This window comes from Kluyvera ascorbata, assembly GCF_023195735.1.
Classification (GTDB): domain Bacteria; phylum Pseudomonadota; class Gammaproteobacteria; order Enterobacterales; family Enterobacteriaceae; genus Kluyvera; species Kluyvera ascorbata.
This window is the reverse complement of sequence record NZ_CP096201.1, coordinates 1,083,009-1,108,110: the sequence shown is the minus strand read 5'-3', so window position 1 is coordinate 1,108,110 and position 25,102 is coordinate 1,083,009. Positions and strand designations below refer to the sequence as shown.

Annotated in this window: 23 protein-coding genes; 16 read left to right on the top strand and 7 right to left on the bottom strand. The window is 54.4% G+C overall.

Going from position 1 to position 25,102, the window contains the following annotated elements; translation table 11 throughout:
* Positions 1–57: 57 nt before the first annotated feature.
* The 5 genes from flhA (at position 58) to MY052_RS05290 (ending at position 7,114) form a co-directional block, all read left to right on the top strand.
* On the top strand, positions 58–2,142 hold the full coding sequence (flhA, locus tag MY052_RS05310) for a formate hydrogenlyase transcriptional activator FlhA (RefSeq protein WP_123650572.1): 2,085 nt from the start codon (positions 58–60) through the stop codon (positions 2,140–2,142).
* Between the two features lie 56 nt (positions 2,143–2,198).
* Complete coding sequence (locus MY052_RS05305; protein ID WP_248538323.1) at positions 2,199–2,627, top strand: TOBE domain-containing protein; 429 nt, start codon at positions 2,199–2,201, stop codon at positions 2,625–2,627.
* 164 nt (positions 2,628–2,791) lie between these two features.
* The gene (locus MY052_RS05300; RefSeq protein WP_202217307.1) at positions 2,792–3,727 is read left to right on the top strand and encodes an alpha/beta hydrolase; all 936 of its coding nucleotides are present in this window, start codon (positions 2,792–2,794) and stop codon (positions 3,725–3,727) included.
* Positions 3,728–3,975: 248 nt separating this feature from the next.
* Positions 3,976–6,273, top strand: a complete 2,298-nt coding sequence (locus MY052_RS05295) for a formate C-acetyltransferase (protein WP_248538322.1) — start codon at positions 3,976–3,978, stop codon at positions 6,271–6,273.
* A complete protein-coding gene (locus tag MY052_RS05290) occupies positions 6,239–7,114 on the top strand; it encodes a [formate-C-acetyltransferase]-activating enzyme (protein WP_248538321.1) in 876 nt (291 codons plus the stop codon). The genes MY052_RS05295 and MY052_RS05290 overlap by 35 nt, the downstream gene beginning before the upstream one ends.
* Positions 7,115–7,262: 148 nt before the next feature.
* On the opposite strand, the gene MY052_RS05285 is transcribed toward MY052_RS05290, so the two are convergent.
* A complete protein-coding gene (locus MY052_RS05285) occupies positions 7,263–8,030 on the bottom strand; it encodes a phytanoyl-CoA dioxygenase family protein (protein WP_123650577.1) in 768 nt (255 codons plus the stop codon).
* Between the two features lie 161 nt (positions 8,031–8,191).
* On the opposite strand from MY052_RS05285, the gene MY052_RS05280 reads away from it, so the two are divergent.
* On the top strand, positions 8,192–9,013 hold the full coding sequence (locus tag MY052_RS05280) for a helix-turn-helix transcriptional regulator (protein WP_051910727.1): 822 nt from the start codon (positions 8,192–8,194) through the stop codon (positions 9,011–9,013).
* Here the strand turns inward: MY052_RS05280 and MY052_RS05275 are convergent, their stop codons facing one another.
* A complete protein-coding gene (locus tag MY052_RS05275; RefSeq protein WP_248538320.1) occupies positions 9,014–9,358 on the bottom strand; it encodes a nitrous oxide-stimulated promoter family protein in 345 nt (114 codons plus the stop codon).
* Positions 9,359–9,422: 64 nt separating this feature from the next.
* Entirely contained in the window at positions 9,423–9,710 is a 288-nt protein-coding gene (locus MY052_RS05270; RefSeq protein WP_202217303.1) for an Rdx family protein, read from the bottom strand.
* A gap of 115 nt (positions 9,711–9,825) precedes the next feature.
* Between MY052_RS05270 and hemP the strand changes: the two genes are divergently transcribed.
* From hemP to tnaB, 9 genes are all read left to right on the top strand, one after another.
* The gene (gene hemP / locus MY052_RS05265; protein WP_373995147.1) at positions 9,826–10,080 is read left to right on the top strand and encodes a hemin uptake protein HemP; all 255 of its coding nucleotides are present in this window, start codon (positions 9,826–9,828) and stop codon (positions 10,078–10,080) included.
* 81 nt (positions 10,081–10,161) lie between these two features.
* Entirely contained in the window at positions 10,162–12,147 is a 1,986-nt protein-coding gene (locus MY052_RS05260; RefSeq protein ID WP_248538319.1) for a TonB-dependent hemoglobin/transferrin/lactoferrin family receptor, read from the top strand.
* 48 nt (positions 12,148–12,195) lie between these two features.
* A complete protein-coding gene (gene chuS / locus MY052_RS05255) occupies positions 12,196–13,224 on the top strand; it encodes a hemin-degrading factor (RefSeq protein WP_248538318.1) in 1,029 nt (342 codons plus the stop codon).
* Positions 13,221–14,042, top strand: a complete 822-nt coding sequence (locus MY052_RS05250; RefSeq protein ID WP_248538317.1) for a heme/hemin ABC transporter substrate-binding protein — start codon at positions 13,221–13,223, stop codon at positions 14,040–14,042. The genes chuS and MY052_RS05250 overlap by 4 nt, the downstream gene beginning before the upstream one ends.
* Complete coding sequence (locus MY052_RS05245) at positions 14,042–15,037, top strand: FecCD family ABC transporter permease (RefSeq protein WP_202217299.1); 996 nt, start codon at positions 14,042–14,044, stop codon at positions 15,035–15,037. The genes MY052_RS05250 and MY052_RS05245 overlap by 1 nt, the downstream gene beginning before the upstream one ends.
* The gene (locus tag MY052_RS05240; protein ID WP_248538316.1) at positions 15,030–15,809 is read left to right on the top strand and encodes a heme ABC transporter ATP-binding protein; all 780 of its coding nucleotides are present in this window, start codon (positions 15,030–15,032) and stop codon (positions 15,807–15,809) included. The genes MY052_RS05245 and MY052_RS05240 overlap by 8 nt, the downstream gene beginning before the upstream one ends.
* 198 nt (positions 15,810–16,007) lie before the next feature.
* Positions 16,008–16,085, top strand: a complete 78-nt coding sequence (tnaC, locus tag MY052_RS24265) for a tryptophanase leader peptide (protein WP_072011356.1) — start codon at positions 16,008–16,010, stop codon at positions 16,083–16,085.
* A gap of 255 nt (positions 16,086–16,340) precedes the next feature.
* The gene (tnaA, locus tag MY052_RS05235; protein ID WP_202217297.1) at positions 16,341–17,756 is read left to right on the top strand and encodes a tryptophanase; all 1,416 of its coding nucleotides are present in this window, start codon (positions 16,341–16,343) and stop codon (positions 17,754–17,756) included.
* A 117-nt stretch (positions 17,757–17,873) separates the two neighbouring features.
* Positions 17,874–19,121 (top strand): low affinity tryptophan permease TnaB, encoded by a 1,248-nt coding sequence (gene tnaB / locus MY052_RS05230; protein WP_035892594.1) that lies wholly within the window; start codon positions 17,874–17,876, stop codon positions 19,119–19,121.
* A gap of 36 nt (positions 19,122–19,157) precedes the next feature.
* Here tnaB and yedF read toward each other — a convergent pair whose 3' ends face one another.
* Together yedF and yedE are read right to left on the bottom strand one after the other, a co-directional pair.
* Positions 19,158–19,391, bottom strand: coding sequence for a sulfurtransferase-like selenium metabolism protein YedF (gene yedF, locus MY052_RS05225; RefSeq protein ID WP_035892595.1), 234 nt, complete (start codon positions 19,389–19,391; stop codon positions 19,158–19,160).
* The gene (yedE, locus tag MY052_RS05220; RefSeq protein ID WP_035892597.1) at positions 19,388–20,599 is read right to left on the bottom strand and encodes a selenium metabolism membrane protein YedE/FdhT; all 1,212 of its coding nucleotides are present in this window, start codon (positions 20,597–20,599) and stop codon (positions 19,388–19,390) included. The genes yedF and yedE overlap by 4 nt, the downstream gene beginning before the upstream one ends.
* A gap of 515 nt (positions 20,600–21,114) precedes the next feature.
* Between yedE and MY052_RS05215 the strand changes: the two genes are divergently transcribed.
* Complete coding sequence (locus MY052_RS05215) at positions 21,115–21,732, top strand: Fic/DOC family protein (RefSeq protein ID WP_034167216.1); 618 nt, start codon at positions 21,115–21,117, stop codon at positions 21,730–21,732.
* On the opposite strand, the gene MY052_RS05210 is transcribed toward MY052_RS05215, so the two are convergent.
* Both MY052_RS05210 and MY052_RS05205 read right to left on the bottom strand, forming a co-directional pair.
* Positions 21,729–21,899 (bottom strand): hypothetical protein, encoded by a 171-nt coding sequence (locus MY052_RS05210; RefSeq protein ID WP_000069461.1) that lies wholly within the window; start codon positions 21,897–21,899, stop codon positions 21,729–21,731. The two genes, MY052_RS05215 and MY052_RS05210, sit on opposite strands and share 4 nt — an antisense overlap.
* Positions 21,900–21,997: 98 nt before the next feature.
* Positions 21,998–25,102 carry a type I restriction endonuclease subunit R gene (locus MY052_RS05205; protein ID WP_032333271.1) on the bottom strand — a complete coding sequence of 1,035 codons (3,105 nt, stop codon included), beginning with the start codon at positions 25,100–25,102 and terminating at the stop codon, positions 21,998–22,000.

Here is a 25,102-nt window from a genome sequence, read left to right as displayed (position 1 = left end):
AATTTATTATTATTATTAGTTATCGCACCGATCACGGTGCTTTTATGGGCAAGCTACATGTCGTATACACCGATGGGCGATCTCGGACAGCAAGGGCTGTTTGATATCACCCGGACTCTTCTCCAACAACCCGATCTGGCCACGCTCAGCGAAACGCTGGCGCAGCTGGCAAAACAATCTGCGCTGGCAGACAGCGCGGCGATAATCCTGCTGCAGCCGGGAAACCACCGCGCGGGATACCACGCGACGCGCGAAGCGGGTAACCCCATCGCCTATGAAGACGATAACGTGCTGGCGAATGGGCCGGTCAGACGCCTGCTTTCACGCCCGGATGCCCTGCATTGTAGCTACAGCGAGTTTCTCGAAGCCTGGCCGCAGCTGGCGCACAGCGGGCTCTACACGCCGTTTGGCCATTACTGCCTGCTGCCGCTGGCCGCTGAAGGGCGCATCTTCGGCGGCTGTGAATTTATCCGCCAGAATGACCAGCCATGGACGGAAAAAGAGTACCAGCGTCTGCACACCTTTACGCAGATTGTCGCCGTGGTGACCGAGCAGATCCAAAGCCGTGTCACCAACAATGTCGACTACGATCTCTTGTGCCGCGAGCGCGATAACTTCCGCATTCTGGTGGCTATCACCAACGCCGTGCTGTCGCGTCTCGACATGGACGATCTGGTCGGCGCGGTGGCCAAAGAGATCCACTACTACTTTGATATCGATGCCATCAGCGTGGTGCTGCGCGGTAACCGCAAAGGCAAGCTGAACATCTACTCGACGCACTATATTGACGTAAACGATCCGGTCCACGATCAGAGCGAAGTGAACGAGTCCGGCACGCTGACCGAGCGGGTGTTCAAGAGCAAAGAGATGCTCAAGCTTAACCTCGACGAGCAGGACAAGCTGGCCCCGTACGAACGCCAGCTGTTTGAAATGTGGGACGACAAAATTCAGACGCTGTGCCTGCTGCCGCTGATGTCTGGCGACAAGATGCTTGGCGTGTTGAAACTTGCCCAGTGTGACGAAAAAGTATTTAGTGCCGCCAACCTCAAGCTGCTCAAACAAATCGCCGAGCGGGTCTCCATTGCCGTCGATAACGCCCTCGCCTATCAGGAAATTCATCGTCTGAAAGAGCGCCTGGTCGACGAGAACCTCGCCCTGACCGAACAGCTCAACAACGTTGACGGTGAGTTTGGCGAAATCATTGGCCGCAGCGAAGCGATGTTCAACGTGCTCAAGCAGGTTGAGATGGTGGCGCCAAGCGACAGCACCGTGCTAATCCTCGGCGAAACCGGCACCGGTAAAGAGTTGATTGCCCGCGCCATTCATAATCTGAGCGGCCGAAACACCCGTCGGATGGTGAAGATGAACTGCGCGGCAATGCCGGCCGGTCTGCTGGAAAGCGATCTCTTCGGCCACGAGCGCGGCGCGTTCACCGGTGCCAGCGCCCAGCGTATTGGCCGCTTTGAGCTGGCGGATAAAAGCTCCATGTTCCTCGATGAAGTGGGCGATATGCCGCTGGAGCTACAGCCGAAGCTGCTGCGCGTGTTGCAGGAGCAGGAATTCGAGCGCTTGGGCAGCAATAAGCTGATCCAGACCGACGTACGTCTGATCGCCGCCACCAACCGCGATCTCAAGCAGATGGTGCTGGATCGCGAATTCCGTAGCGATCTTTACTACCGCCTGAACGTTTTCCCGATCCACCTGCCGCCGCTGCGCGAGCGTCCGGAAGATATTCCGCTGCTGGTGAAAGCCTTCACCTTTAAAATCGCCCGTCGTTTGGGGCGCAATATCGACAGCATTCCGGCGGAAACGCTGCGCACCTTGAGCCAGATGGAATGGCCGGGTAACGTGCGTGAGCTGGAGAACGTGATTGAGCGTGCGGTGCTGCTGACGCGCGGCAGCGTGTTGCAGCTTTCGATGCCGGAGCTGGCCTTTGCCAGCGAAGAAACACCGGAGCCGACGCCGCTTGCCGAAGCGCCGAAAGAGGGCGAAGACGAATATCAGCTGATCGTCCGGGTACTGAAAGAGACTAACGGCGTGGTCGCCGGGGCGAAAGGCGCGGCGCAGCGTCTGGGGCTTAAGCGCACCACATTGCTCTCAAGAATGAAACGTCTGGGCATTGATAAGGATTCGTTAATGTAGAAACTGTGGCTATACTGACCTCTGATTCGATAACAAGTGAATGGAGGCAGTATCGTATGGCAGTTTCAGCACGTAACCAATTAACGGGCATCATCAGCGCAGTCTCAACCGGCGCGGTCAACGACGAAATCGAACTGACCCTGCCGGGCGGCGCAAAGCTGGTGGCTATCGTCACCCATAGCAGTAAAGAAGCGCTGGGCTTGGTCAATGGGAAGGAAGCCATTGCCCTGATTAAAGCCCCGTGGGTAACGCTGGCAACCGAAGACTGTGGCCTGAAGTTCTCTGCCCGCAACCAGTTTGCCGGTGAAGTGACCCAAGTCACCGAAGGCGCGGTAAACGCGACGGTACATATCAAAACCGACGCTGGCTTTGAGATTGTTGCCGTGGTCACCAACGAAAGCCAGAGCGAGATGAAGCTGGCGAAAGGCAGCCGCGCTATTGCGCTGATCAAGGCTTCCGCGATTCTTATCGCCACCCGCGCGTAAGTTTTCCCCGGCGTCGCGCTGCTCAGTTTGGCTACGCGACGCCGGGAATAACACCCACCTCACACCTTCTCGTTTCTCTATTTATGAAACACCATTTTGTGAATACATTCCCGTTCTCACAATTTAATGGATGATAAATAAGCGTTTTCCCCGTGGAGACGTCTATGATTCGCTTACCTCTGTCCGCTGCTCTTGTTCTGGCATTTTCCGCGCAGGCGGCTTTTGCCGCTCTACCCATCCTTTCCGTCTGGCCCAATGGCGAAGCGCCGGGGGCTAAAAACAGCCCGGTAACCTACGCGCTGGTGGAACGTAGTAAAGATCCGAAACTGCCGGATCGCGCCGTTACCGGCATCCGCGCGCCACAAATCACCGTCTACGCCCCGGCGCATCCGAACGGCGTGGCGCTGCTGGTGACGCCGGGTGGCTCCTATCAGCGGGTGGTGTTGGATAAAGAAGGCAGCGATTTAGCCGCGCCGTTTAACGCCAAAGGCTACACGCTGTTTGTGATGACCTACCGCATGCCCGCCGATGGTCATGCCGAAGGGGCCAATGCGCCATTAGCTGACGCCCAGCGAGCACTGCGCACCGTCCGCGCTAATGCCGCAAAGTGGCATATTAATCCGCAAAAAATCGGTGTGATGGGCTTCTCTGCGGGTGGGCACGTAGCCGCAAGCCTTGAGACGCGCTACGACGAAGCGGTTTACTCACCGCTCGATGATGTCGATAAACAGAGCGCGCGTCCTGATTTTGTGGTGCTCGGCTACCCGGTTATTTCAATGGATAAAGCCATTGCTCACCCCGGTTCACGCACCGCATTAATTGGCGACACGCCATCCGCCGAGCAGATTAAGCACTACTCTCCTGAGCTGAATGTCACCGCTCAAACACCGCCAACCTTCCTGATGCACGCGGTGGATGACCCGTCGGTACCGGTCGATAATTCGCTGGTGATGTTCAACGCCCTGCGCGCGCATAACGTGCCGACGGAGTTGCATCTGTTTGCCGAAGGTAAACACGGGTTTGGCATTCGCGGAACCAAAGGCCTGCCCGCCGCCGCATGGCCGGAGCTGGCGATGAATTGGGTTGCTTCGCTGCATTAGTCGCGCCTGACGGCGCTGCGCTTATCTGGCCTACAAACCCAAAAACGGCACGGACCTGTAGGCCGGATAAGGCGAAGCCGCCATCCGGCAATCTGGTTTACCACCCAGACAAAATTGAGATCTCATTTTTCCCTTTTGATCACAATAATCCAGTAAATCACCTCATTCTCTTCTGTCTCCCCGCCCCGCATTTGCCTAACGTAGAAGCCATAAGAAACGTCAGGTTAATCTCCCGAGGAGCCCGCAAAATGACTAATCGTATCCAGCGCCTGAAAGACGCCCTCTTTGCCAACCCGCGCGAAATCTCCCTTGAGCGTGCCGTCCTCTACACTGAAAGCCACCGTCAGACCGACGGCGAGCCGGTCATCATTCGCCGCGCCAAAGCCACCGCTCATATTCTCGATAACGTCGCCATCAGCATTCGCGACGATGAACTGATTGCCGGCAACCGCACCATCAAACCGCGCGCCGGGATTATATCGCCGGAGATGGACCCATACTGGCTGCTAAAAGAACTGGACCAGTTCCCTACCCGCCCGCAGGACCGTTTTAATATCAGCGACGACGACAAGCGCCTGTACCGCGACGAACTGTTCCCGTACTGGGAAAAGCGCTCAATGAAAGACTTCATCAACGCGCAAATGACTGATGAAGTGAAAGCCGCCGTCAGCACGCAGATATTCAGCGTCAACCAGACCGACAAAGGCCAGGGCCATATCATCATCGACTATCCGCGCCTGCTGAATAACGGCCTGGACGCGCTGGTTAATGAGATGCACGCCCACCTGCACGAGCAGCCGGATAACGCCTTTTACCAGGCGGTGCTGATTCTGCTGGAAGCCTCCCAGCGCCACATCCTGCGCTACGCCGCGCTGGCCGATGAGATGGCGAACCGTTGCCCTGACCCACAGCGTCGTCAGGAACTGGAGACCATCGCTAGCGTCTCTCGCCATAACGCCGGGCAGAAGCCGGAAAACTTCTGGCAGGCCTGCCAGCTGTTTTGGTACATGAACATCATTTTGCAGTACGAGTCGAACGCCAGTTCCATCTCGCTCGGCCGCTTTGACCAGTACATGCTTCCGTTCTGGCAAGCGTCGCTGAACCACGGCGAAGACCCGGCGTTCATGCAGGAGCTGCTGGAGTCATTGTGGGTGAAATGCAACGACATCGTGCTGCTGCGCTCCACCAGCAGCGCCCGCTATTTCGCAGGTTTCCCGACCGGCTACACCGCCCTGCTCGGCGGCCTGACCGAGAATGGCCGCAGCGCGGTGAATATCCTCTCCTTTACCTGCCTGGATGCCTACCAGAACGTGCGTCTGCCGCAGCCGAACCTCGGTGTGCGGGTCAACGAACTGATCGACCGCCCGTTCCTGCGCAAAACCGCCGAAACCGTGCGTCTCGGCACCGGCATTCCGCAAATCTTCAACGATGAGGTAGTGGTGCCAGCGTTCCTCAACCGCGGCGTGTCGCTGGAAGATGCGCGCGACTACGCGGTGGTTGGTTGCGTCGAGCTATCGATTCCTGGCCGCACCTACGGTTTGCATGACATCGCCATGTTTAACCTGTTGAAGGTAATGGAAATCGTCATGCTTGAGCACGAAGGCGATCCGCAGCTCACCTACGACGGCCTGCTGGCAAGCATCCGCGACAAAATTCGTCACTACATTAAGCTGATGGTCGAAGGCAGCAATATCTGCGATATCGGCCACCGCGACTGGGCACCGGTGCCGCTGCTCTCTTCGTTTGTTGAAGACTGTATCGCCAACGGCAAAGACATTACCGACGGCGGCGCACGCTACAACTTCTCCGGCGTGCAGGGCATTGGTATCGCCAACCTGAGCGACTCGCTGCATGCACTGAAAGGCATGGTGTTCGACCAGCAGCGCATGAGCTTCGACGAACTGCTGGCGGTGCTGAAGGCCAACTTTGCCACGCCGGAGGGCGAGAAAGTTCGCGCGCGGCTGATTAACCGCTTTGAGAAATACGGCAACGACATCGACGATGTCGATAACATCAGCGCCGATCTGCTGCGTTTTTACTGCAAAGAGGTGGAAAAATACCGCAACCCGCGCGGCGGCCAGTTTACGCCAGGCTCCTATACCGTCTCCGCCCACGTACCGCTAGGGTCGGTGGTCGGCGCAACGCCAGATGGACGTTTAGCCGGAGAACAGCTGGCGGACGGCGGGCTGTCGCCAATGGTCGGCCAGGACGGTCAGGGCCCCACGGCGGTGCTGAAATCAGTGAGCAAGCTTGATAACTACCTGCTCTCCAACGGCACGCTGCTGAACGTCAAGTTCACTCCGGCGACGCTCGAGGGGGAAAGCGGCCTTAATAAGCTGGCGGATTTCCTGCACGCCTTTACCAAGCTCAAGCTCCAGCATATTCAGTTCAACGTGGTAAACGCCGAAACGCTGCGTGAAGCCCAGCAACGACCACAGGATTTCGCCGGGTTGGTGGTGCGCGTCGCGGGCTACAGCGCCTTCTTTGTCGAGCTGTCGAAGGAGATTCAGGATGACATTATCCGCCGCACCGCGCATCAGCTGTGAGGTGATTGAGACGCGCGCCGATACGGCGCGCATTTTCAATATCCAGCGCTATTCGTTAAACGATGGTCAGGGCATCCGCACCGTGGTGTTCTTCAAAGGCTGCCCACATTCTTGTCCGTGGTGCGCCAACCCGGAGTCGATGTCGCCAAAAATAGAGACCGTCCGCCGGGAGAGCAAGTGTCTGCACTGCGCCACCTGTTTACAGGATGCCGACGAATGCCCGTCGGGCGCGTGGGAGCATATTGGCCGCGACGTGACGCTGGAGTCTCTCGAACGGGAAGTGCTCAAAGATGAGGTGTTCTTCCGCGCGTCCGGCGGCGGCGTGACGCTCTCCGGCGGCGAAGTGCTGATGCAGGCCGAGTTCGCCACCCGCTTTTTACAGCGCCTCAAGCAGTGGGGTATTCGTACCGCTATTGAGACCGCGGGCGATACCTCTCCTCGCCGCCTGCTGCCTCTGGCGCAGGCCTGCGATGAAGTGCTGTTTGATCTCAAAATCATGGACTGCGCGCAGGCGCGCCAGATGCTGAGCATGAACCAGCCGCGGGTGCTGGAGAACTTTCGCCTGCTGGTTACAGAAGGTATTAAGGTGATACCACGGCTGCCGCTGATCCCCGGTTACACCCTCAGCACCGAGAACGTCGCGCAGATTCTGGCATTTCTGGCACCGCTACCGGTTGAGGAAGTGCATCTGCTGCCGTTCCATCAGTACGGCGAGCCGAAGTATTCCCTGCTGGAGCGTGAGTGGGCAATGGCGGGGGTAAAAGCGCCGGAAGCCGAAGAGATTGCGCCGATTCGGGCGATGGTGGAACAGGCGGGGTATCGGGTGGTGATGGGGGGCTAAACAATGACAGACCGCAACGCACAGTCCCCTCGCCCCTTTGGGGAGAGGGTTAGGGTGAGGGGAACAGGCCAGCTCGGAGATAAACCCTCACCCCAACCCTCTCCCTTAAAAAGGGAGAGGGAGCTGGCCGTGCCAATGCGTTAATATCTCATTCCACATCCAACAGCCACTTCTGCGCCGGGGTCAACCGGCTCGCCGTTTCCGGCGTTAACCAGCGGCGCTGATCCTGCTGCGCGGTATCCGCCCGGTCGATATAGAGCCCGTGCAGCACGCGGCGACGTGAGCCTTCGCGGTTGGTGGTGCCGCCGTGCCAGGCGTGGGCGTTGTAGATCATCACGCTGCCTGCCGGGGCCTCAAAAATCACCTCATCCGGGTGCGGTAACCCTACATCTTCTAACACATCCTCCGGCAATTCCGGGCGCAGATGGGTCGCCGGGATAATGCGCGGCGCGCCGTTGGCGGCGTAGAGATCGTCGATGGCCCAGATGGTATTCACCAGGTGAACTTTCGGGAAATCCGGGCGCGGTTTTTTCCAGTCGGCGTGCAGCGGCTGATGACCGCCGTTGTACAGCGCCTCGCGGGCGTTGAGGCTGGAGATTTTAAACTCGCCCTCAAAGATGTACCGGCACGCCGACAAAATCAGCGGATGCGACCACACCTTTTCCCACACTACGCCCTTATTAACGAGGTTCGCCACGCGCGTCGCCGTCTCTTCCTGGTGGTGCTCCACCGCCAGGTTCTCCCCTTCTTTCTCCACCAGATAGTCAATGCGTTCACGCATCGCCGCCAGCCAGTCGGCATCCGCCACGCCGTGGACGATGGTGTAGCCTTGAGTATCCAGTTCATGTTTCATCGTTGCTGACAGTTCGCCGCTCGCGCCCAGCGCCTCCAGCCAGAATGCCGCTTGCTTGTCCATACCGCCCTCTCTTTTGTTAACCATTTCACAACATGTATGAAAAGTTACTGCACGCGCGGTCGGCATTCTGTATGAGATAGCTACACAACACTGGATTTTTGTGTACAGCAAAATAAAGTGTGATGAGATTCAAAATCCAGAATAATAACCAGGACATGAGCATGTCAGAGCAATCCCTCGTCCCCGTGCTGGAGCAGCTGCTTGCCCGGCAAAGCGACCTTGTCGTGCGGTTTCCGCAAACCTCGCAGCCCGCGCCGGAGTTGGCGATGAGCGTATCGTTCCCCCGGCTGGAAATCGTGCTGGAAGGCGAGCTTGCAGACGGCTGCCTGAGCGCGCCGCTAGGCCCATTGCAGGCGCTCTATTTGCCCGGCGGGCGTTGGAATGCCCCACAATGGCAAGGTGCTGCCACCACCCTTAGCATTCTGTTCAGCAAACAAAAGCTGGGCTTCAGCCTGCAACGTTTCGACGGCAAAAAATTCGTCGAGATCCGTAAGCAGCACGTCGCGCGCCTCGGGCCTCGGGTCGGGTCATATTTGCTGCTGGCGATGAACGAGCTGGCTATTCGCCCGGTGATGCCCACGGCGCAGATTGTGCTGAGCGGGCTGCTGAGCCACTGTATCGATCAGCTCACCCATCTGGCGGACACGGTCAGCAAGAGCAAAGAGCTATTTCTGGCCATTCAGGAATATATCGATGAGCACGCCGCCGAGGCGCTCAGCCGGGAGACGGTGGCGAAGAAGTTCCACATTACGCCGAACTACCTGTCGCACCTGTTTCAGAAGTCCGGCTCGGTGGGATTCAACGAGTATCTGACCGGAGTACGACTGGAGCTGGCGAAGAAATTACTGCGTGGGTATGAGATGAAAATAAAAGAGATAGCCCATCACTGCGGCTTTGAGGACAGCAACTACTTCTGCCGGATTTTCCGTAAACATACGGCACGTTCGCCGTCGGAATATCGCCGTCACTGCCGCACGATGTAGCTATTTTTTCGGGCGATATTTTTCCGGAAGCTCCGGCACCGGGCGACGGTCGTCAATCAGATGGCGGAGGGTCAGGATCGGGTGACGCCACAGCATACGCGGGCCAGCCCAGCGCATAATCTGCTTCATCTCTTCGCGTTTGGTGGGCTGATAGCAGTGTACCGGGCACTGCTTGCAGGCCGGTTTGTCCTCGCCAAACACGCACTTATCCAGTCGTTTATCAGCGTAGGCATTCAGCGCCTGATAGTGCTCTGCATCATCCTGCGCCTGCGGGCAACGTTGCTGATAGAGCGCAATCATGCTGCGGATGGTCCGTTTTTCCCGGTCGATGCGTTTGCCTGCCATAGCCTGTTCCTTACCAATAAAGATGCATTAATAATACACTTTTAATGACGCTTTTGCAGCCGCATTATCCTTCGTGCTTATCCACGTGTCCCAGCGGTTTTTCCGGGAAACAAACGTCGCGTACCCGGCGCTTTAGCTCGGCAGCATCCGGGAAACCTTCGTCGCGCTTGCGATCCCAGATGAGCACCTCGCCAACGGTAATAGTAAAAATCCCGCCGGTGCCGGGTACCAGCATCACCGAGGCAATGTCAACGTTAAAAGTATGTAACAATTCCTGCGCCATCCAGCTGGCACGGAGCATCCAGTTGCACTGGGAGCAGTACGTAATAACAATCGCGGGCTTCGGCATCATTTAATACTCATATCAATTTAATCAAATATATTCACAAGATAGCGATTTGTAGCGCATTATTTTGATGATTTCCGCATAAATTCACCTTAGACACAGATTTACGAAAAAGTTCTTGATGAGAACGCTTATCTTAAAGATAATCATTCGCATTATTTACATTTATTCATCATTTCACTGCGGATGTGCCCATATGCATGACACTACGGCAATACTAAAAAAAGAAAACGCGCCGCTTTCTCCGACCCGTTCAAAACAGCTGATCCAGAGTAAAGCTTTGCTCGGCGAAGAAGGCTGGGTCTTGATTGAACATAATGGTCAACACTATCTGCTGCGCCAGACGCAATCCGGAAAGCTCATTCTGACTAAATAAACACAACCTATTAAATACCGCCAGCCACCCAGGTTATCCCCAGGCAGCAAGCGCTTTTCAATTTCCCTATGGAGAGTTGTTATGTTACGCCTGCAATACGCCCCGCTGCGCCCTTCAATGTTAGCGCTTGCCATTAGTAGCCTCTTACCTGCAGCGGCTTTTGCCCAAACAGACACCCTTACCGTCACCGCAACGGGCAACGCCCGCAGCGCCTTCGAAGCGCCGATGATGGTCAGCGTGATTGATGCATCGGCACCGGAAAACCAGACCGCCAGTTCAGCCGCAGACCTCCTGCGTAGCGTACCGGGAATTACGCTGAGCGGCACAGGCCGAACCAACGGGCAAGACATTAATCTTCGCGGCTACGACCGTCGTGGTGTGCTGGTTCTGGTCGATGGCGTACGTCAGGGTACGGATACGGGTCACCTGAATAGCACGTTCCTGGATCCTGCACTGATCAAGCGTATTGAAGTCGTGCGTGGCCCATCCGCCCAACTGTACGGCAGCGGCGCGCTGGGTGGCGTAATCTCCTACGATACCGTGGATGCTAAAGACCTGTTGATGGAAGGCCAGAACAGCGGATTCCGCGTGTTTGGTACAGGGGCTACCGGCGACCATAGCCTGGGGATGGGCGCCAGTGCGTTTGGGCGTACGGATAATCTGGATGGCCTGGTTGCCTGGTCTAGCCGCGATCGCGGGGACTTAAAACAGAGCGACGGTTCAACCGCGCCAAATGATGAATCTATCAACAACATGCTGGCGAAGGGAACCTGGACCATTGATGAAGCGCAGGCGCTGAGTGGTTCCTTCCGCTATTACAACAACAAAGCTCAGGAACCGAAAAACCCGCAGGAAATTGAAGCCTCAACTTCCAGCAACCCAATGGTTGACCGATCGACTATCCAGCGTGATGCGCAGCTGTCCTACAAAATTGCGCCACAGGGTAACGACTGGCTGAATGCCGATGCCAAAGTGTACTGGTCAGAGGCACGAATTAACGCCGAAAATCTGGATAAAACGACTGAATATCGTGAACAAACCACCAAAGGCGGTAAGGTAGAAAACCGTACTCGTCTGTTCGCGGATTCCTTTGCTTCTAACCTGCTGACCTACGGCGGCGAATACTATCGTCAGGAACAGAGCCCAAGCGGTGCGGCGACCGGCTTCCCTGACGCGAAAATCGACTTCAGCTCCGGCTGGTTGCAGGATGAAATCACCCTACGAGACCTGCCTGTCACCCTGTTAGGCGGCACTCGCTACGATAACTATCGCGGCAGCAGCGACGGCTACGCGGATGTAGATGCCGATAAATGGTCATCGCGCGCGGGCATGACCGTCAGCCCGACCGACTGGCTGATGCTGTTTGGCTCTTACGCTCAGGCCTTCCGGGCGCCGACGATGGGTGAAATGTACAATGACGAGAAGCACTTCTCGATTGGCCGTTTCTACACCAACTACTGGGTACCAAACCCAAATCTTCGCCCGGAAACGAACGAAACCCAGGAATACGGGTTCGGCTTACGCTTTGACAACCTGATGCTCTCCAACGACGCACTGGAATTTAAAGCCAGCTACTTCGATACCAAAGCGAAAGACTACATCTCCACGACCGTCGATTTCGCCGCGGCGACCACCATGTCCTATAACGTTCCTAACGCCAAAATCTGGGGCTGGGACGTGATGACCAAATATACCGCTGACCTGTTCAGCCTCGACGTCGCCTATAACCGCACCCGCGGTAAAGATACGGATACCGGCGAGTATATCTCCAGCATCAACCCGGATACCGTCACCAGCAAGCTGGATATTCCGGTTGCTCACAGCGGTTTCTCCGTCGGCTGGATTGGTACGTTTGCCGATCGCTCAACGCACATCAGCAGCTCTTATAGCAAACAGCCAGGCTACGCGGTGAACGACTTCTACGTTAGCTACCAAGGTCAGCAAGCGCTGAAAGGCATGACCACCACGCTGGTGCTGGGTAACGCCTTTGATAAAGAGTACTGGTCACCGCAGGGGATCCCGCAGGACGGCCGCAGCGGCAAACTTTTCGTAAGCTATCAATGGTAACAATTCGGCCCGGCATTTGGCCGGGCCATTATCTGGAAGGAAGAGACAATGAACCACTACACTCGCTGGCTTGAGCTAAAAGAACAAAACCCAGGCAAATACGCCCGCGACATCGCAGGTTTAATGAACATCAGCGAAGCCGAGCTGACCTTTGCTCGCGTTGGTCATGATGCCAAACGACTGAACGGCGAAATTCGCGATATTCTGACCGCGCTGGAAGCGGTTGGCGAAACCAAATGCATCTGCCGTAACGAATATGCCGTACACGAGCAGGTGGGTGCTTTTACCAATCAACAGTTGAGCGGCCATGCCGGGTTAGTGCTAAACCCACGCGCGCTCGATTTACGTCTGTTCCTGAATCAGTGGGCAAGCGTCTTCTTCATCAAGGAGAATACCGCCCGCGGCGAACGTCAGAGCATCCAGTTCTTTGACCATCAGGGCGATGCCTTGCTTAAAGTCTACGCAACCGACAACACTGACACCGCTGCCTGGGAAGCGGTATTGCAGCGTTTCATCGTTGATGAAAATGCACCACTCGTGCTGAAAGCCAAAGAAACCACCAGCACCACCGTAACGGCCGACGCGCAGACCGTCGATCGGGAATGGCGCGCCATGACCGACGTCCACCAGTTCTTCTTACTGATGAAACGCCATAACCTGAGCCGTCAGCAGGCCTTTGAGCTCGTGGGTGACGATCTCGCCTGCAAAGTGCCAAACAATGCGCTTTCTCAGATTCTGGAAGCAGCAAATCAGGACGCCAACGAAATTATGGTGTTCGTGGGAAATACCGGCTGCGTGCAAATCTTTACCGGCACCATTGAAAAGGTCGTGCCGATGAAGGGCTGGCTGAACATCTTTAACCCAACCTTCACTCTCCATCTGATGGAAGAGCATATCGCTGAAACCTGGGTCACGCGTAAACCCACCGCTGACGGCCACGTCACCAGCCTGGAACTGTTCGCTAAGGACGGCACGCAAATTGCCCAGCTTTTTGGTCAGCGTACAGAAGGTGAACCAGAACAGGCTCAGTGGCGCGCGCAGATTAATGCGCTGACAGCAGAAGGACAGCCTGCATGAGATGCCTGCTTGCCCTGATTGCCGCATTTCCTCTGATGGCCTTTTCGGCTGCTCAGGAGAGACTCGTTACGCTCGGCGGCGACGTCACCGAGATTGTCTACGCACTTGGGGCGAAGTCGGCGCTTGTCGCACGCGACAGCACCAGTCAGTGGCCGCCAGAGGCGGCCGCTTTACCGGATGTCGGCTACCTTCGCCAACTGAGCGCCGAGGGCATTCTTTCACTGCGCCCGACGCTGGTACTCGCCAGCAGCCAGGCACAGCCTTCGCTGGTGCTGCAAAAAGTAGAAGGCAGCAAGGTGAAGGTGGTGAACGTGCCGGGCGGTTACGATGCCGCCGCGATGGACAGCAAGGTAAAGGTCATTGCCGACGCGCTGGGTAAACAGCCACAGGGTGATGCGCTGCGCAAAACGTTGCATGACGAGATGGCCAACATCCCGTCTCAACCGCTGAACAAGCGCGTGCTGTTTATCCTGAGCCACGGCGGTTCCGGCGCGCTGGTGGCCGGTCAGCAAACGGCGGCCGACGGTGCTATCAAGCTGGCAGGCTTGCAAAACGCCATGCAGGGCTTCGACCACTACCGCACCATGTCGCAGGAAGGGGTCATAGCCAGCCTGCCGGATCTGGTGGTTATCTCCGCTGATGGTCTGAAAGGCATGGGCGGTGAAGCCGCGCTGTGGAAGCTGCCGGGGCTGGCACAAACGCCTGCCGGGCGCAATAAGCAGGTGCTGGTGATTGACGATATGGCACTGCTGGGCTTCGGCCCGCGTACGCCGCAGGCGCTGCAACAGCTGCGCCAGAAAGCGGAGCAACTGCACTGATGAACGTCACCGCCTCACGCCAGCTGTGGCTGATGGTGCTGCTGCTCGTTGCCCTGACGCTGTTTGCCACCACGCTCGGCGCCATGCGCCTACCGCTGGCGAGCATCTGGCCGTCGGGCGATGAAGTGCTGCGTCATATCTGGCTCACCATCCGCCTGCCCCGCGTCCTGCTGGCGCTACTGGTTGGCAGCGCGCTGGCGCTCTCCGGCTGCGTGATGCAAGGGCTGTTTCGTAACCCGCTGGCGGACCCGGGTCTGCTCGGGATCAGCAGCGGCGCGGCGCTGGCAGTGTCTTTCTGGGTAGTGCTACCCGTTTCGGTACCGGCGCTGGTGGCCCTGTATGCGCCAATGCTGGCGGCGTTTATCGGCAGCCTGGCCGTGATGGCGGTGATTTTTGTCCTGAGTAAGGCGGGAGACGGTTCGCTCTCCCGCCTGCTGCTGGTTGGGATTGCGATTAACGCCCTGTGCGGTGCGCTGGTGGGCATGCTGTCATGGATAAGCAACGACACGCAGCTTCGCCAGATGTCACTCTGGGGAATGGGCAGCCTGGGGCAGGCCGAGTGGCCGACGCTGCTGGTTGCCGCCACGCTGATTATTCCTGCTTCGCTGGTAGTCTGGTGGACGGCGGCACGCCTGAACCTGCTCCAGTTGGGTGATGAAGAGGCTCACTACCTCGGCGTTAACGTGCGGGTATTGCAACGGCTGCTGCTGCTGTGCAGCGCGGTGCTGGTGGCCGCTGCGGTGGCGATCAGCGGCGTCATTGGTTTTATCGGGCTGGTGGTGCCGCATCTGATGCGGATGTGGCTGGGGCCGGATCACCGGGGGCTTATCCCCGGCTCGCTGCTGGCAGGCGCCATTTTACTGCTGATTGCCGACACCCTCGCCCGTACCATCGCCGCGCCCGCCGAAATGCCAGTCGGTCTGCTGACTAGCCTGCTCGGCGCGCCGTGGTTCCTGTGGCTTATTTTCCGTCAGGAAAGGGGAATGCGTGGATAACCAGTACATTGCGCGCTCGCTATCGCTGAAACTCGGCAAACGTAAGGTAATTGATAATATCTCGCTGGCGCTACAGCCCGGCGAAGTGACCGCGCTGATTGGCCCTAACGGCGCAGGAAAATCGACGTTACTGCGGCTGCTGACCGGCTTTTTATCCGCCGACAGCGGCGAGCAGCATATCGAGGGCAAGGCGCTGAGCGCCTGGTCTGCCTCCGCCCTTTCCCGCCGCCGCGCGGTGATGCTGCAGCGCACGCAGCTTAACGCCAACTGGCCGGTAGAAACGGTGATTGCGATGGGACGTGCGCCGTGGGGAACGCAGGTTGACCCGGCGCTGATTGCGCGGGTGATGGCCGAAACCGGCTGTACGCATCTGGCAGGCCGACTTTATCCGGCGCTTTCCGGCGGCGAGCAGCAGCGCGTACAGTTAGCAAGAAGCCTCGCGCAGCTATGGGGTGAAGATGGCCCGCAGGGCTGGCTGTTTCTGGATGAACCCACCTCGGCGCTGGATCTTTACTACCAACAGCACCTGCTGCGACTGCTGAAAAAGCTGACCCGACGCGGCAAGCTGCATGTTTGTATCGTGCTGCACGACCTCAATCTCGCCGCGCTGTGGGCCGACTCGATACTGCTGCTGCATCAGGGAAAACTTGTAGCGCAGGGCACGCCGCAGGAAGTTATTCAGCAATCGGTGATTCACCGCTGGTACGGCGCAGAAATTGCGATGTGCCAGCACCCGGAAGCGGCGGTACCGCAGATTTATCTGACACCTTAATAAAGCGGGCGTGGCTTCACGCCCGCTTTATTACTCACGTAGGTCATTATTGCTTTATTTATTAAGTGCAGGCTAAACACTCACTATTGATAATGAGATATACGCATTCGTGACCAAATTCACAATTGAATAAAACGCCAATAGACAAATAAGTTAAATCTAATAATGTATATTCGTGTCTAATGGAGAGCATACATTATGAACTTCCACAATAGAACGTATAACACCTCAAAATGGTTTAATATTGACAACGTTATTGTCAATCACCGTCCTTAGCCCCTCATACGACTTCGCGTCCATATCATTGCAAACAGAAGCCTGAATTCTGTTTCTGATATCACATACCTATCTCAAGATAACTGTTTAATAGCAGCGATGTACCGCACGCATTTTTAATATGCCGCGAGCGGGGCTTGTCGCTATATAACGTTATCTGGTCAAGGTATTCGTATTGCGCCCAGAAAATGGTTTTCATCATAAATGAATAACCTGCGGGACGAGTGTGTCTAAAAAAGGATTAAGGATTACGCCATGAATAACTTTAAACATTTGCCAGAACCTTTCCGTATTCGCGTTATCGAGCCGGTAAAACGCACCACCCGGGAACACCGTGAAAATGCGATTGTTGCTTCGGGCATGAACCCGTTTCTGCTCGACAGCGAAGATGTTTTTATTGACCTGTTGACCGACAGCGGCACCGGCGCCGTCACGCAAAATATGCAGGCTGCCATGCTGCGCGGCGATGAAGCCTATAGCGGCAGCCGCAGCTACTACGCGCTATGCCATGCCGTTAAAGAGATTTTCGGCTACCAGTACACGATTCCAACCCACCAGGGACGCGGCGCAGAGCAAATCTATATTCCGGTATTAATCAAAAAGCGCGAGCAGGAAAAAGGGCTGGACCGCAGCAAAATGGTCGCCTTCTCCAACTATTTCTTTGATACCACCCAAGGCCATAGCCAGATTAACGGCTGCACTGTGCGCAACGTTTATATTAAAGAGGCATTTGATACCTCTGCGCGTAATGATTTTAAAGGTGATTTCGATTTGCAGGGGTTGGAAAACGGCATTGAAGAGGTCGGCCCCAATAACGTTCCTTATATTGTTGCTACCATCACCTGTAACTCCGCGGGCGGCCAACCGGTATCCATGGCGAACCTGAAAGCGATGTATGCCATCGCGAAGAAATATGACATTCCGGTGGTGATGGACTCCGCGCGCTTCGCGGAAAATGCCTGGTTTATTCAACAGCGCGAACCGGGATATCACGACTGGAGCATTGAAGAGATTACCCGCGAAACCTACAAATATGCCGATATGCTGGCGATGTCGGCGAAAAAAGATGCGATGGTGCCGATGGGCGGCCTGCTGTGTATCAAAGATGATGGTTTCTTCGATGTTTACACCGAATGCCGCACGCTGTGCGTGGTGCAGGAAGGTTTCCCAACCTACGGCGGCCTCGAAGGCGGGGCGATGGAACGTCTGGCCGTTGGCCTGACCGACGGGATGAATCAGGACTGGCTCTCCTATCGTATTAAGCAGATTCAGTATCTGGTCGACGGGCTGGAGGCTATCGGCGTTACCTGCCAACAGGCGGGTGGGCACGCGGCGTTTGTCGATGCCGGTAAGCTGCTACCGCACATCCCAGCCGAGCAGTTCCCGGCGCAGGCGCTGGCCTGTGAACTGTATAAAGTCGCCGGTATTCGCGCCGTTGAGATCGGCTCCTTCCTGCTAGGACGTGATCCGAAAACCGGCAAGCAGCTCCCTTGCCCGGCAGAGCTACTGCGCTTAACCATTCCACGCGCCACCTACACCCAAACGCATATGGACTTCATTATTGAAGCCTTTGAACACGTGAAGGAGAATGCACCAAATATTAAAGGCTTAACCTTTACGTACGAACCTAAAGTATTACGACACTTCACCGCAAAACTGAAAGAAGTTTAATTCCCACCGATTCCAATGGCTATATCACTGATATAGCCATTGGAGATTCTGGCACCTGGCATCATTGATTATTTCTGACGACAGCAGAAACGTAAACGTTATCAATAAGGGAAGGCCATGGAAGAAGCGTCGAATACAAAACATTCCTCCTTCTGGGGAATTATGGTTATTGCCGGCACCGTCATCGGTGGCGGAATGTTTGCATTACCGGTTGACCTTGCTGGGGCATGGTTTTTCTGGGGTGCATTTATTTTAATTATTTCCTGGTTTTCTATGTTGCATTCCGGGTTACTACTTTTAGAGGCTAATCTTAATTATCCCGTAGGTTCCAGTTTTAATACCATCACTAAAGATTTAATCGGTAATAAGTGGAATGTGGTCAGCGGTATTACCGTTGCCTTCGTTCTGTATATCCTGACCTATGCCTATATCTCGGCCAACGGGGCGATCATCAGCGAAACCATCAGCATCAACGCCGGAACGCATGTTAATCCACGTATCGTCGGTATCTGTAGCGCAGTGTTTGTCGCCAGCGTGCTGTGGGTTAGCTCCCTTGCGGCTAGCCGTATCACCTCCTTTTTCCTCGGCATTAAAATTATCGCCTTCGTGGTGGTCTTTGGCTCCTTCTTCTTTCAGGTCGACTACACCATTCTTCGCGATATTGCGGCACCGGAAGCGAACAGTACCTACCTCCCCTATATTCTGATGGCGGTGCCGGTATGCCTGGCGTCGTTTGGTTTTCATGGCAACATTCCCAGCCTGATAATCTGCTACGGCAAACGTAAAGACAAACTCATTAAAAGTATCGTCTACGGTTCGCTGTTAGCGCTGGTTATCTATCTGTTCTGGCTCTACTGCACGATGGGCAATATCCACCGCAGCAGCTTTAAAGAGATTATTGCTTCGGGCGGGAATGTGGATGCGCTAGTGAAATCCTTCTTAGGGACCAACCAACGCGGCGTGATTGAGTTCTTCCTGCTTATCTTCTCTAACCTCGCGGTCGCCAGCTCCTTCTTCGGCGTGACCCTCGGGCTGTTTGATTACCTGGCAGATCTGTTCAAAATGGGCAACACCCCGTGGGGCCGCTTTAAGACGTTGCTGCTCACCTTCCTCCCCCCGGCGGCACTGTACCTCATCTTCCCGAACGGCTTTATTTACGCCATCGGCGGCGCGGGGCTGTGCGCGACCGTTTGGGCCGTTATTGTACCCGCGTTCCTGGCGTTGAAATCGCGCGAACGCTTCCCGGAGAAAACCTTTACCGTCTGGGGCGGCAAGGCCATTCCGGTGGTGGTTATCCTGTTTGGGGTCATGGTGATTCTGTGCTGGTTCGGCAGTACGCTGAACCTGCTACCGAGATTTGGATAAAGCAATACGCCCTCGCCGGACGGCGAGGGCGGCAGGTTACTTCTGGATTAAATAGCGGATGGTTGGCCCATCCTGCTGGATGTCGAGCACGGTGTAGCCGTGGTTGCGCGCATCCACCGGGATGTTATTAATCGACTGCGGGCAGTCGCTCACCACTTCCAGTATTTCGCCTTTCTTTAACTGCGGCATCGCCTCAAGCGTCGCCACCGCCGGGTACGGGCAAGGTTCACCCACCATGTCCAGACGATAATCCGGGACGATCGTTTTCATACACTCTCCTTCGCAGTAATTGTGGCGGAAGCGTTACGACGGAAGAACCGTTTTTCCCAGCCAAGAATTAACAGCAGCGCAATCAGCAGCAGGCCGTAGGTCACCAGCAGACCGCCCAGCGGACCAAAGGTGGTCAGCAGATTCACTTTGTCCCAGCTTGTGGCGAGCGACGGGGAGATATCGTCCCAGAAGTAGGCCAGAATGGTTGAGCCAATCACGTTGCCAAGCCCCACCCACCAGTAGTGCACCTGCCCTTCGACGGCACGATACATCCAGCCGGTTTCGCAACCGCCGGCCAGCACAATGCCGAAGCCGAACAGCAGACCGCCAATCACCGCATTTGGGCCAGCCCACATGATTTTCGGTGCCACGCCAAGCTGCACATAGCTGAAGATGCCGATGGCGCTTACCGCCATACCGAAGATAATGGCCTTCGCCATTTGCGTGCGCCCGGTGATCCACAGGTCGCGGAACGCCGAGGTAAAGCAGATTTGCGCCCGTTCAATCAGCAGACCAAAGCCCACACCGAACAGCATCGCCAGACCCAGTTTCGGGCTGCCCGCCGCCGTCAGCAACGCCCAGCCGACCATGCCGATAAACACCAGCATACCCAGACGGAAACGACGGCGCGCCTGGTCAGGACGCTGCGTCAGCGGCGATGCCGCCGAGACTTTGACCATTTTCACCGGAATTCTGAAGATAGGTAGCAGCGTGAAGCGTGCGCCAAACCAGGAGCCAATGGCCGTCGCCAGCGCGAAGAACCAGGCGTGAAGTGAGAACTGTGGAATGCCCGTGAAGAAGGCCGCGAGGTTACAGCCCATCGCCAGACGTGCGCCAAAACCAGCAATAATCCCGCCGACAATCGCCTGCAAAATACGAATGCGGCTTTTCGGCAGGCGCAGCTTGACGTTATTGGCCCACAGCGCCGCGGCAAAACAGCCGCCGAACATGCCGATAATCATCATGCCGTCGATACGGGTCAGCGGCGTACCGTCGAGGCCAATCAGCTTGTAATAGCCCCAGGTCTCGGTATGTACGCCAGCAAGCTGTAGCAATTGCCCGCCCCAACGCGTGAACTCGCCCGTCACAGCCCAGAAGGTGCCGGTGATGCCAAAGTAATAAGTAGAGAGAATACCGGCCGCGATTACCGCAGGAACCGGGGACCAGAATTTAATCAGAAAGGTATGTTTAAATTGTTGCCATGTCATCGATGTTAGCCTCTGAACTCAGAAGGAGTCATGTGCGAAGAGCCGCACAAGAGGCGGGGATTATAGCGGCTATCGCTTTCATGATAATGACAACCGTCGCAAAAGGTCGGTGAGATCAATTTGCAGATAGCACCATTTCAGGACGAGGCCCCCTCTTCTGTTTTCCTGCCCTCCAGACTCCGTTATCATGCACCCTACGTACTCATGAAAAAACAGGCCGGATTTCATGAGATCCACGGCACCAGATGAGTCCGAACACATAACGCACTCAGTAAAATTTTAGAAAATGGACATCACAAACGGATGAGTACAATCGACAATTTCGATGCACATACGCCGATGATGCATTGGTGTGTTAATGCTGATTATTAAAGATAATTTTCCACCAGAAAATAAAAACCATATTTCAACCTACATTTATGTAACTATCTGATTTTAAGAATATTGTTTGCTGTACTCATCCAGCGTTATACTCCCTCTGTTTTCCCATCCATCTAATAACACAGGGCATCCCCATGAGCCGATACCATGTATCCAGCAGTGAAGGCCAGTATGAGAAAGACTCTGGCGAGCAGGTTTTGGCTAATAAGCTGGGGATCGCTACTTCTGATGAGATGGATGAGGTTGAACTTGTCCTGTTAGAACAACTCTACCAGTCTGTTTTTGAAGAACAGTTCCCGGAAGGACAACTCAGCGTAGCCCTGCTAAAAAGCTGGCATCGCCGCTGGTTAGGTAACATCTACGAGTGGGCTGGACAAGAAAGAGCGGTTAATATCAGCAAAGGCGGCTTTATGTTTGCCCCCTCAGCACAGTTGCCAAAACTGCTGAACGAGTTCGACACGAAGTATCTGACTCAATACACGCCGTGTAGCGGCATGGACGAAGAACAACTCATCACCGCTATCGCCATAACCCATGTCGAGCTGATACTCATCCATCCATTCAGAGAAGGAAACGGGCGTTTGTCGCGACTATTAGCCGACGTTATGGCCGTTCAGGGAGGATACAAACCGCTGGATTATAAAAGCTGGGAGCAAAACAAAACCCAGTATATCTCGGCTATCCATGCGGGCGTATCAATGGACTACGAGCCGATGAGACACTGGGTCAGAGAAGCATTAAGAAGGGGCTAAACCGCAAGACGTAAATGAGCAAATTTTTTGCGTGTAGCTTCAAGGGAAGCTTCGATCTTCGCGGAGGACTGCCCTGTTTCAACAGCCGTAGATGTTGCTACTGAGCGAACGATGTCAGCACGAGACGGCTTAGCATAGCTTGCCTGAGTTTTTTTGTTGTTGCTCATAATTACTCCTGAAAAGCAAAATCTGGGCTGAAAACATCATCTAAGCATTATACCAAACTTTCTGCGCGAATTCACATTAAGCCCCGTCAAAGACTCACTCATCGGCCAAGCCCTTTAAGTAATACATCAAGTATGAAACGATTGGCTAAACGGGCAACATCCTTATCAGACAGGTAAGCAACTGAATGTTTCTCAAACGCCCCCATGCTTTCGATGACAGCATTCTGTACGGCCTGAGGATAATCCCCAAGCATGATTTGCTCGATATCGTTATGGCGAAGTTGATCCATCACAGAATCATTTTCGGAAACTTTAGCCGCCACGCCATCAAGCCATACCAGCTTGTCAGCATCAGTCGTTTCTTCGCCAAACAACTCATTTAGCTGTTCCAGAATGTGCGATAATAGATCTTTCGGCCTTTCAGCAATTGAGCCACCGACGCTGGTGATCCCTTTAAGTCCTTCTCCCCCTTCTTGTAATTTCAGATCCTGGGTGCGCTTTTCCCACAGTTTATAGTGTGTTAGCTGTACCTGACTGATATCAAGATCGTCATCAAGCCGCTCCTCTCTTAACAACGGCAGCAAGTGGCGAGCAAAGACATTTAAGCGTTCCAGTTCTTCATCTGCCAGATCGACAATTTGCGAAGCAAACTCGTAAAAACGGATAAAGCTATTCATATCTTTTTTGAACGTATCCAGCACGTCCTTCGCTTCACGAGCTTGCTTAACACTACGTTCGCAGTTTACTCGCCAAGTTTCATCGCCGCTTTTCTTTGCATCTTCGAGTGTCGATAACGCCCCTCGTAATACATCCATCGCGGAGCGGTAACGATGAGTAAAACGATCTACCGCTGGTTTACAATACCCCGTTAGCGCTTCAGGACCACGTTTCGGGTCAAAATAAGCATCAGAAAAATTAATCACTTCATGCCATTGCCATATATGCTGTTCATTCAGCTTATGGAAAATGGCATAAACAAGGTTGGGATCGGATACCTGCACCAGTTCGGCATTCTGATAATACTCTTTAAAATCAGCCAGAATATCCTGAGGATCATTAACAAAATCAAGAACAAATGTGCTGCTTTTCCCCGGATACGTACGATTAAGACGGGATAGTGTCTGAATACAATCCACGCCCTTGAGTTTTTTATCAACGTACATGGCGACCAGTTTGGGCTGGTCAAAGCCTGTCTGGAATTTATTAGCGACCAGCATCACCTGATAATCATCAGTATCGAATGCTTTACGCATATCCCGACCTTGCAGGCCAGGGTTCATCGAGTTTTCCGTGTAGCTTTCGCCCTCATCGACAACTTCACCTGAGAACGCCACCATTGCTGTTAAACGTTTATAGCCTTTTTCTCGCACATAGCTATCAAACGCCTGCTTATATTTTACTGCTTCGAGGCGACTGCTGGTTACTACCATCGCTTTCGCTTCGTGATTTAGTAAATGAGCAACATGCTCACGGAAATGTTCAATGATGACCTGTGATTTCTGGGCAATATTGTGAGGGTGTAAGCGAACCCACTTGCTCAACTGCGTTTTGGCTTTTTTGCGGTCGACTTCTTTATCTTCGGCATCATGTGCCAGACGATAAGCCTGCCCATAGCTGGTGTAATTTTTCAGAACATCCAGAATAAACTCTTCTTCGATCGCCTGTCGCATTGAATACAGATGAAATGGCTTCGGTTTATTGTCATTCGCCAAAGGCATTTCGGGATGAGGCGGTCTACCAAACAGCTCTAACGTCTTGGCTTTAGGCGTGGCAGTAAAGGCAAAATAGCTTATATCAGAGGAACCTCTGCGAGCCTCAAGCGTCGCATTGATAACATCCTGACCATCCATTTCTTCTTCATCTATTTTTTCCGCCATCAGCACTTCGCGAAGCTGTCGAGCAGTCGTTCCCGTCTGACTTGAGTGTGCTTCATCAGCGATAACAGCAAAGCTTCGTCCTTTCAGACCAGTACTTTCCTGAATAGCTTTGAGCACATGCGGGAAAGTCTGGATCGTCACGATGATAATTGCCGTACCAGACGATAAAGCCTCGGTTAGTTGCGAAGACTTACTACCCGACTCACGGCTGATTTTACAAACCACACCATCCTGATGTTCAAACTGGTAAATCGTGTCCTGCAATTGACCATCCAACACAGTGCGGTCTGTAATAACGATTACCGAATTAAAAAACTTGTTACCATCCGGGCGGTACAATGACGCTAACTGATGGGATAACCAAGCTATTGAGTTGGATTTACCGGAACCAGCGCTATGCTGAATAAGGTACTTTTGCCCTGTTCCCTCCACGCGAACGGCATTCAGCAATGACTGAACAGCGACCCATTGGTGGTAACGCGGGAAAATCAGGGTTTCCTTGATTTCCTGATGACCAAGCGCATCATCAACGCGCTTTTGCTCCAGATGTAAGTAGCGCCCCAAAATACGCAGCCAGTTATCCGGTTGCAGGATTTCCTGCCATAGATAGGCTGTCGCATACCCCTCTAATGGTTGATCGTTACCCGCCCCGCCTTCTGCGGTTCCCCGGTTAAAAGGCAGGAAAAAGGTTTTCTTTCCATCCAGTTTGGTGGTCATCGCCACCTCATACTGATTGACCGCAAAATGGACCAGCGCACCGCGTTTGAAGGTCAACAGTGGTTCTGGTTTATTTCCGGTTTTTGGCTGGCGGTCATTGATATACTGTAGTTTTGCCGCATCAAGCGATTGTTTAAACGCCGATTTCAGTTCAAGTGTGGCGACAGGCAACCCATTCAGGAACAATGTCAAATCAATGCGGCCATCATAACCATTGGGCGAATAAATCAGTTCAGGTACTACTCGTAAACGGTTAGCGCAATAGCGAACCAGCAAGTCTGGATTAAGGTCATGATCGGGTTTAAAGGTGCAAAGCTGAAAACGAGCACCGCGATCCGCTAAGGTATGTCTCAGCGTCCACAAGGTTCCTTTAGCCGAAAGATGTCTCTCAACCGCGTTGAGAAAATGTACATCTGTATCTTTTGGATAAATTCCGCAAAACTTGTCCCAGACTTCCGGCTGGGTTTCCTGTACATAAGCAAGCGCATCTTCTGGATAAATCGCCCTTTCACGATCATAGCCGGATGAGCTTCCAAATAACCAACCACTGGATGATAGTTGCTCAATAATGTGATTCTGGAATAATAGTTCTGCGGATTTAGATACCAT

Bases quoted from the DNA above. Each gene is read 5' to 3' on its own strand.
- flhA (WP_123650572.1), top strand. From the start codon at position 58: ATGTCGTATACACCGATGGGCGATCTCGGACAGCAAGGGCTGTTTGAT.
- MY052_RS05305 (WP_248538323.1), top strand. From the start codon at position 2,199: ATGGCAGTTTCAGCACGTAACCAATTAACGGGCATCATCAGCGCAGTC.
- MY052_RS05300 (WP_202217307.1), top strand. From the start codon at position 2,792: ATGATTCGCTTACCTCTGTCCGCTGCTCTTGTTCTGGCATTTTCCGCG.
- MY052_RS05295 (WP_248538322.1), top strand. From the start codon at position 3,976: ATGACTAATCGTATCCAGCGCCTGAAAGACGCCCTCTTTGCCAACCCG.
- MY052_RS05290 (WP_248538321.1), top strand. From the start codon at position 6,239: ATGACATTATCCGCCGCACCGCGCATCAGCTGTGAGGTGATTGAGACG.
- MY052_RS05285 (WP_123650577.1), bottom strand. From the start codon at position 8,030: ATGGACAAGCAAGCGGCATTCTGGCTGGAGGCGCTGGGCGCGAGCGGC.
- MY052_RS05280 (WP_051910727.1), top strand. From the start codon at position 8,192: ATGTCAGAGCAATCCCTCGTCCCCGTGCTGGAGCAGCTGCTTGCCCGG.
- MY052_RS05275 (WP_248538320.1), bottom strand. From the start codon at position 9,358: ATGGCAGGCAAACGCATCGACCGGGAAAAACGGACCATCCGCAGCATG.
- MY052_RS05270 (WP_202217303.1), bottom strand. From the start codon at position 9,710: ATGATGCCGAAGCCCGCGATTGTTATTACGTACTGCTCCCAGTGCAAC.
- hemP (WP_373995147.1), top strand. From the start codon at position 9,826: ATGAGAACGCTTATCTTAAAGATAATCATTCGCATTATTTACATTTAT.
- MY052_RS05260 (WP_248538319.1), top strand. From the start codon at position 10,162: ATGTTACGCCTGCAATACGCCCCGCTGCGCCCTTCAATGTTAGCGCTT.
- chuS (WP_248538318.1), top strand. From the start codon at position 12,196: ATGAACCACTACACTCGCTGGCTTGAGCTAAAAGAACAAAACCCAGGC.
- MY052_RS05250 (WP_248538317.1), top strand. From the start codon at position 13,221: ATGAGATGCCTGCTTGCCCTGATTGCCGCATTTCCTCTGATGGCCTTT.
- MY052_RS05245 (WP_202217299.1), top strand. From the start codon at position 14,042: ATGAACGTCACCGCCTCACGCCAGCTGTGGCTGATGGTGCTGCTGCTC.
- tnaC (WP_072011356.1), top strand. From the start codon at position 16,008: ATGAACTTCCACAATAGAACGTATAACACCTCAAAATGGTTTAATATT.
- tnaA (WP_202217297.1), top strand. From the start codon at position 16,341: ATGAATAACTTTAAACATTTGCCAGAACCTTTCCGTATTCGCGTTATC.
- tnaB (WP_035892594.1), top strand. From the start codon at position 17,874: ATGGAAGAAGCGTCGAATACAAAACATTCCTCCTTCTGGGGAATTATG.
- yedF (WP_035892595.1), bottom strand. From the start codon at position 19,391: ATGAAAACGATCGTCCCGGATTATCGTCTGGACATGGTGGGTGAACCT.
- yedE (WP_035892597.1), bottom strand. From the start codon at position 20,599: ATGACATGGCAACAATTTAAACATACCTTTCTGATTAAATTCTGGTCC.
- MY052_RS05215 (WP_034167216.1), top strand. From the start codon at position 21,115: ATGAGCCGATACCATGTATCCAGCAGTGAAGGCCAGTATGAGAAAGAC.
- MY052_RS05210 (WP_000069461.1), bottom strand. From the start codon at position 21,899: ATGAGCAACAACAAAAAAACTCAGGCAAGCTATGCTAAGCCGTCTCGT.
- MY052_RS05205 (WP_032333271.1), bottom strand. From the start codon at position 25,102: ATGGTATCTAAATCCGCAGAACTATTATTCCAGAATCACATTATTGAG.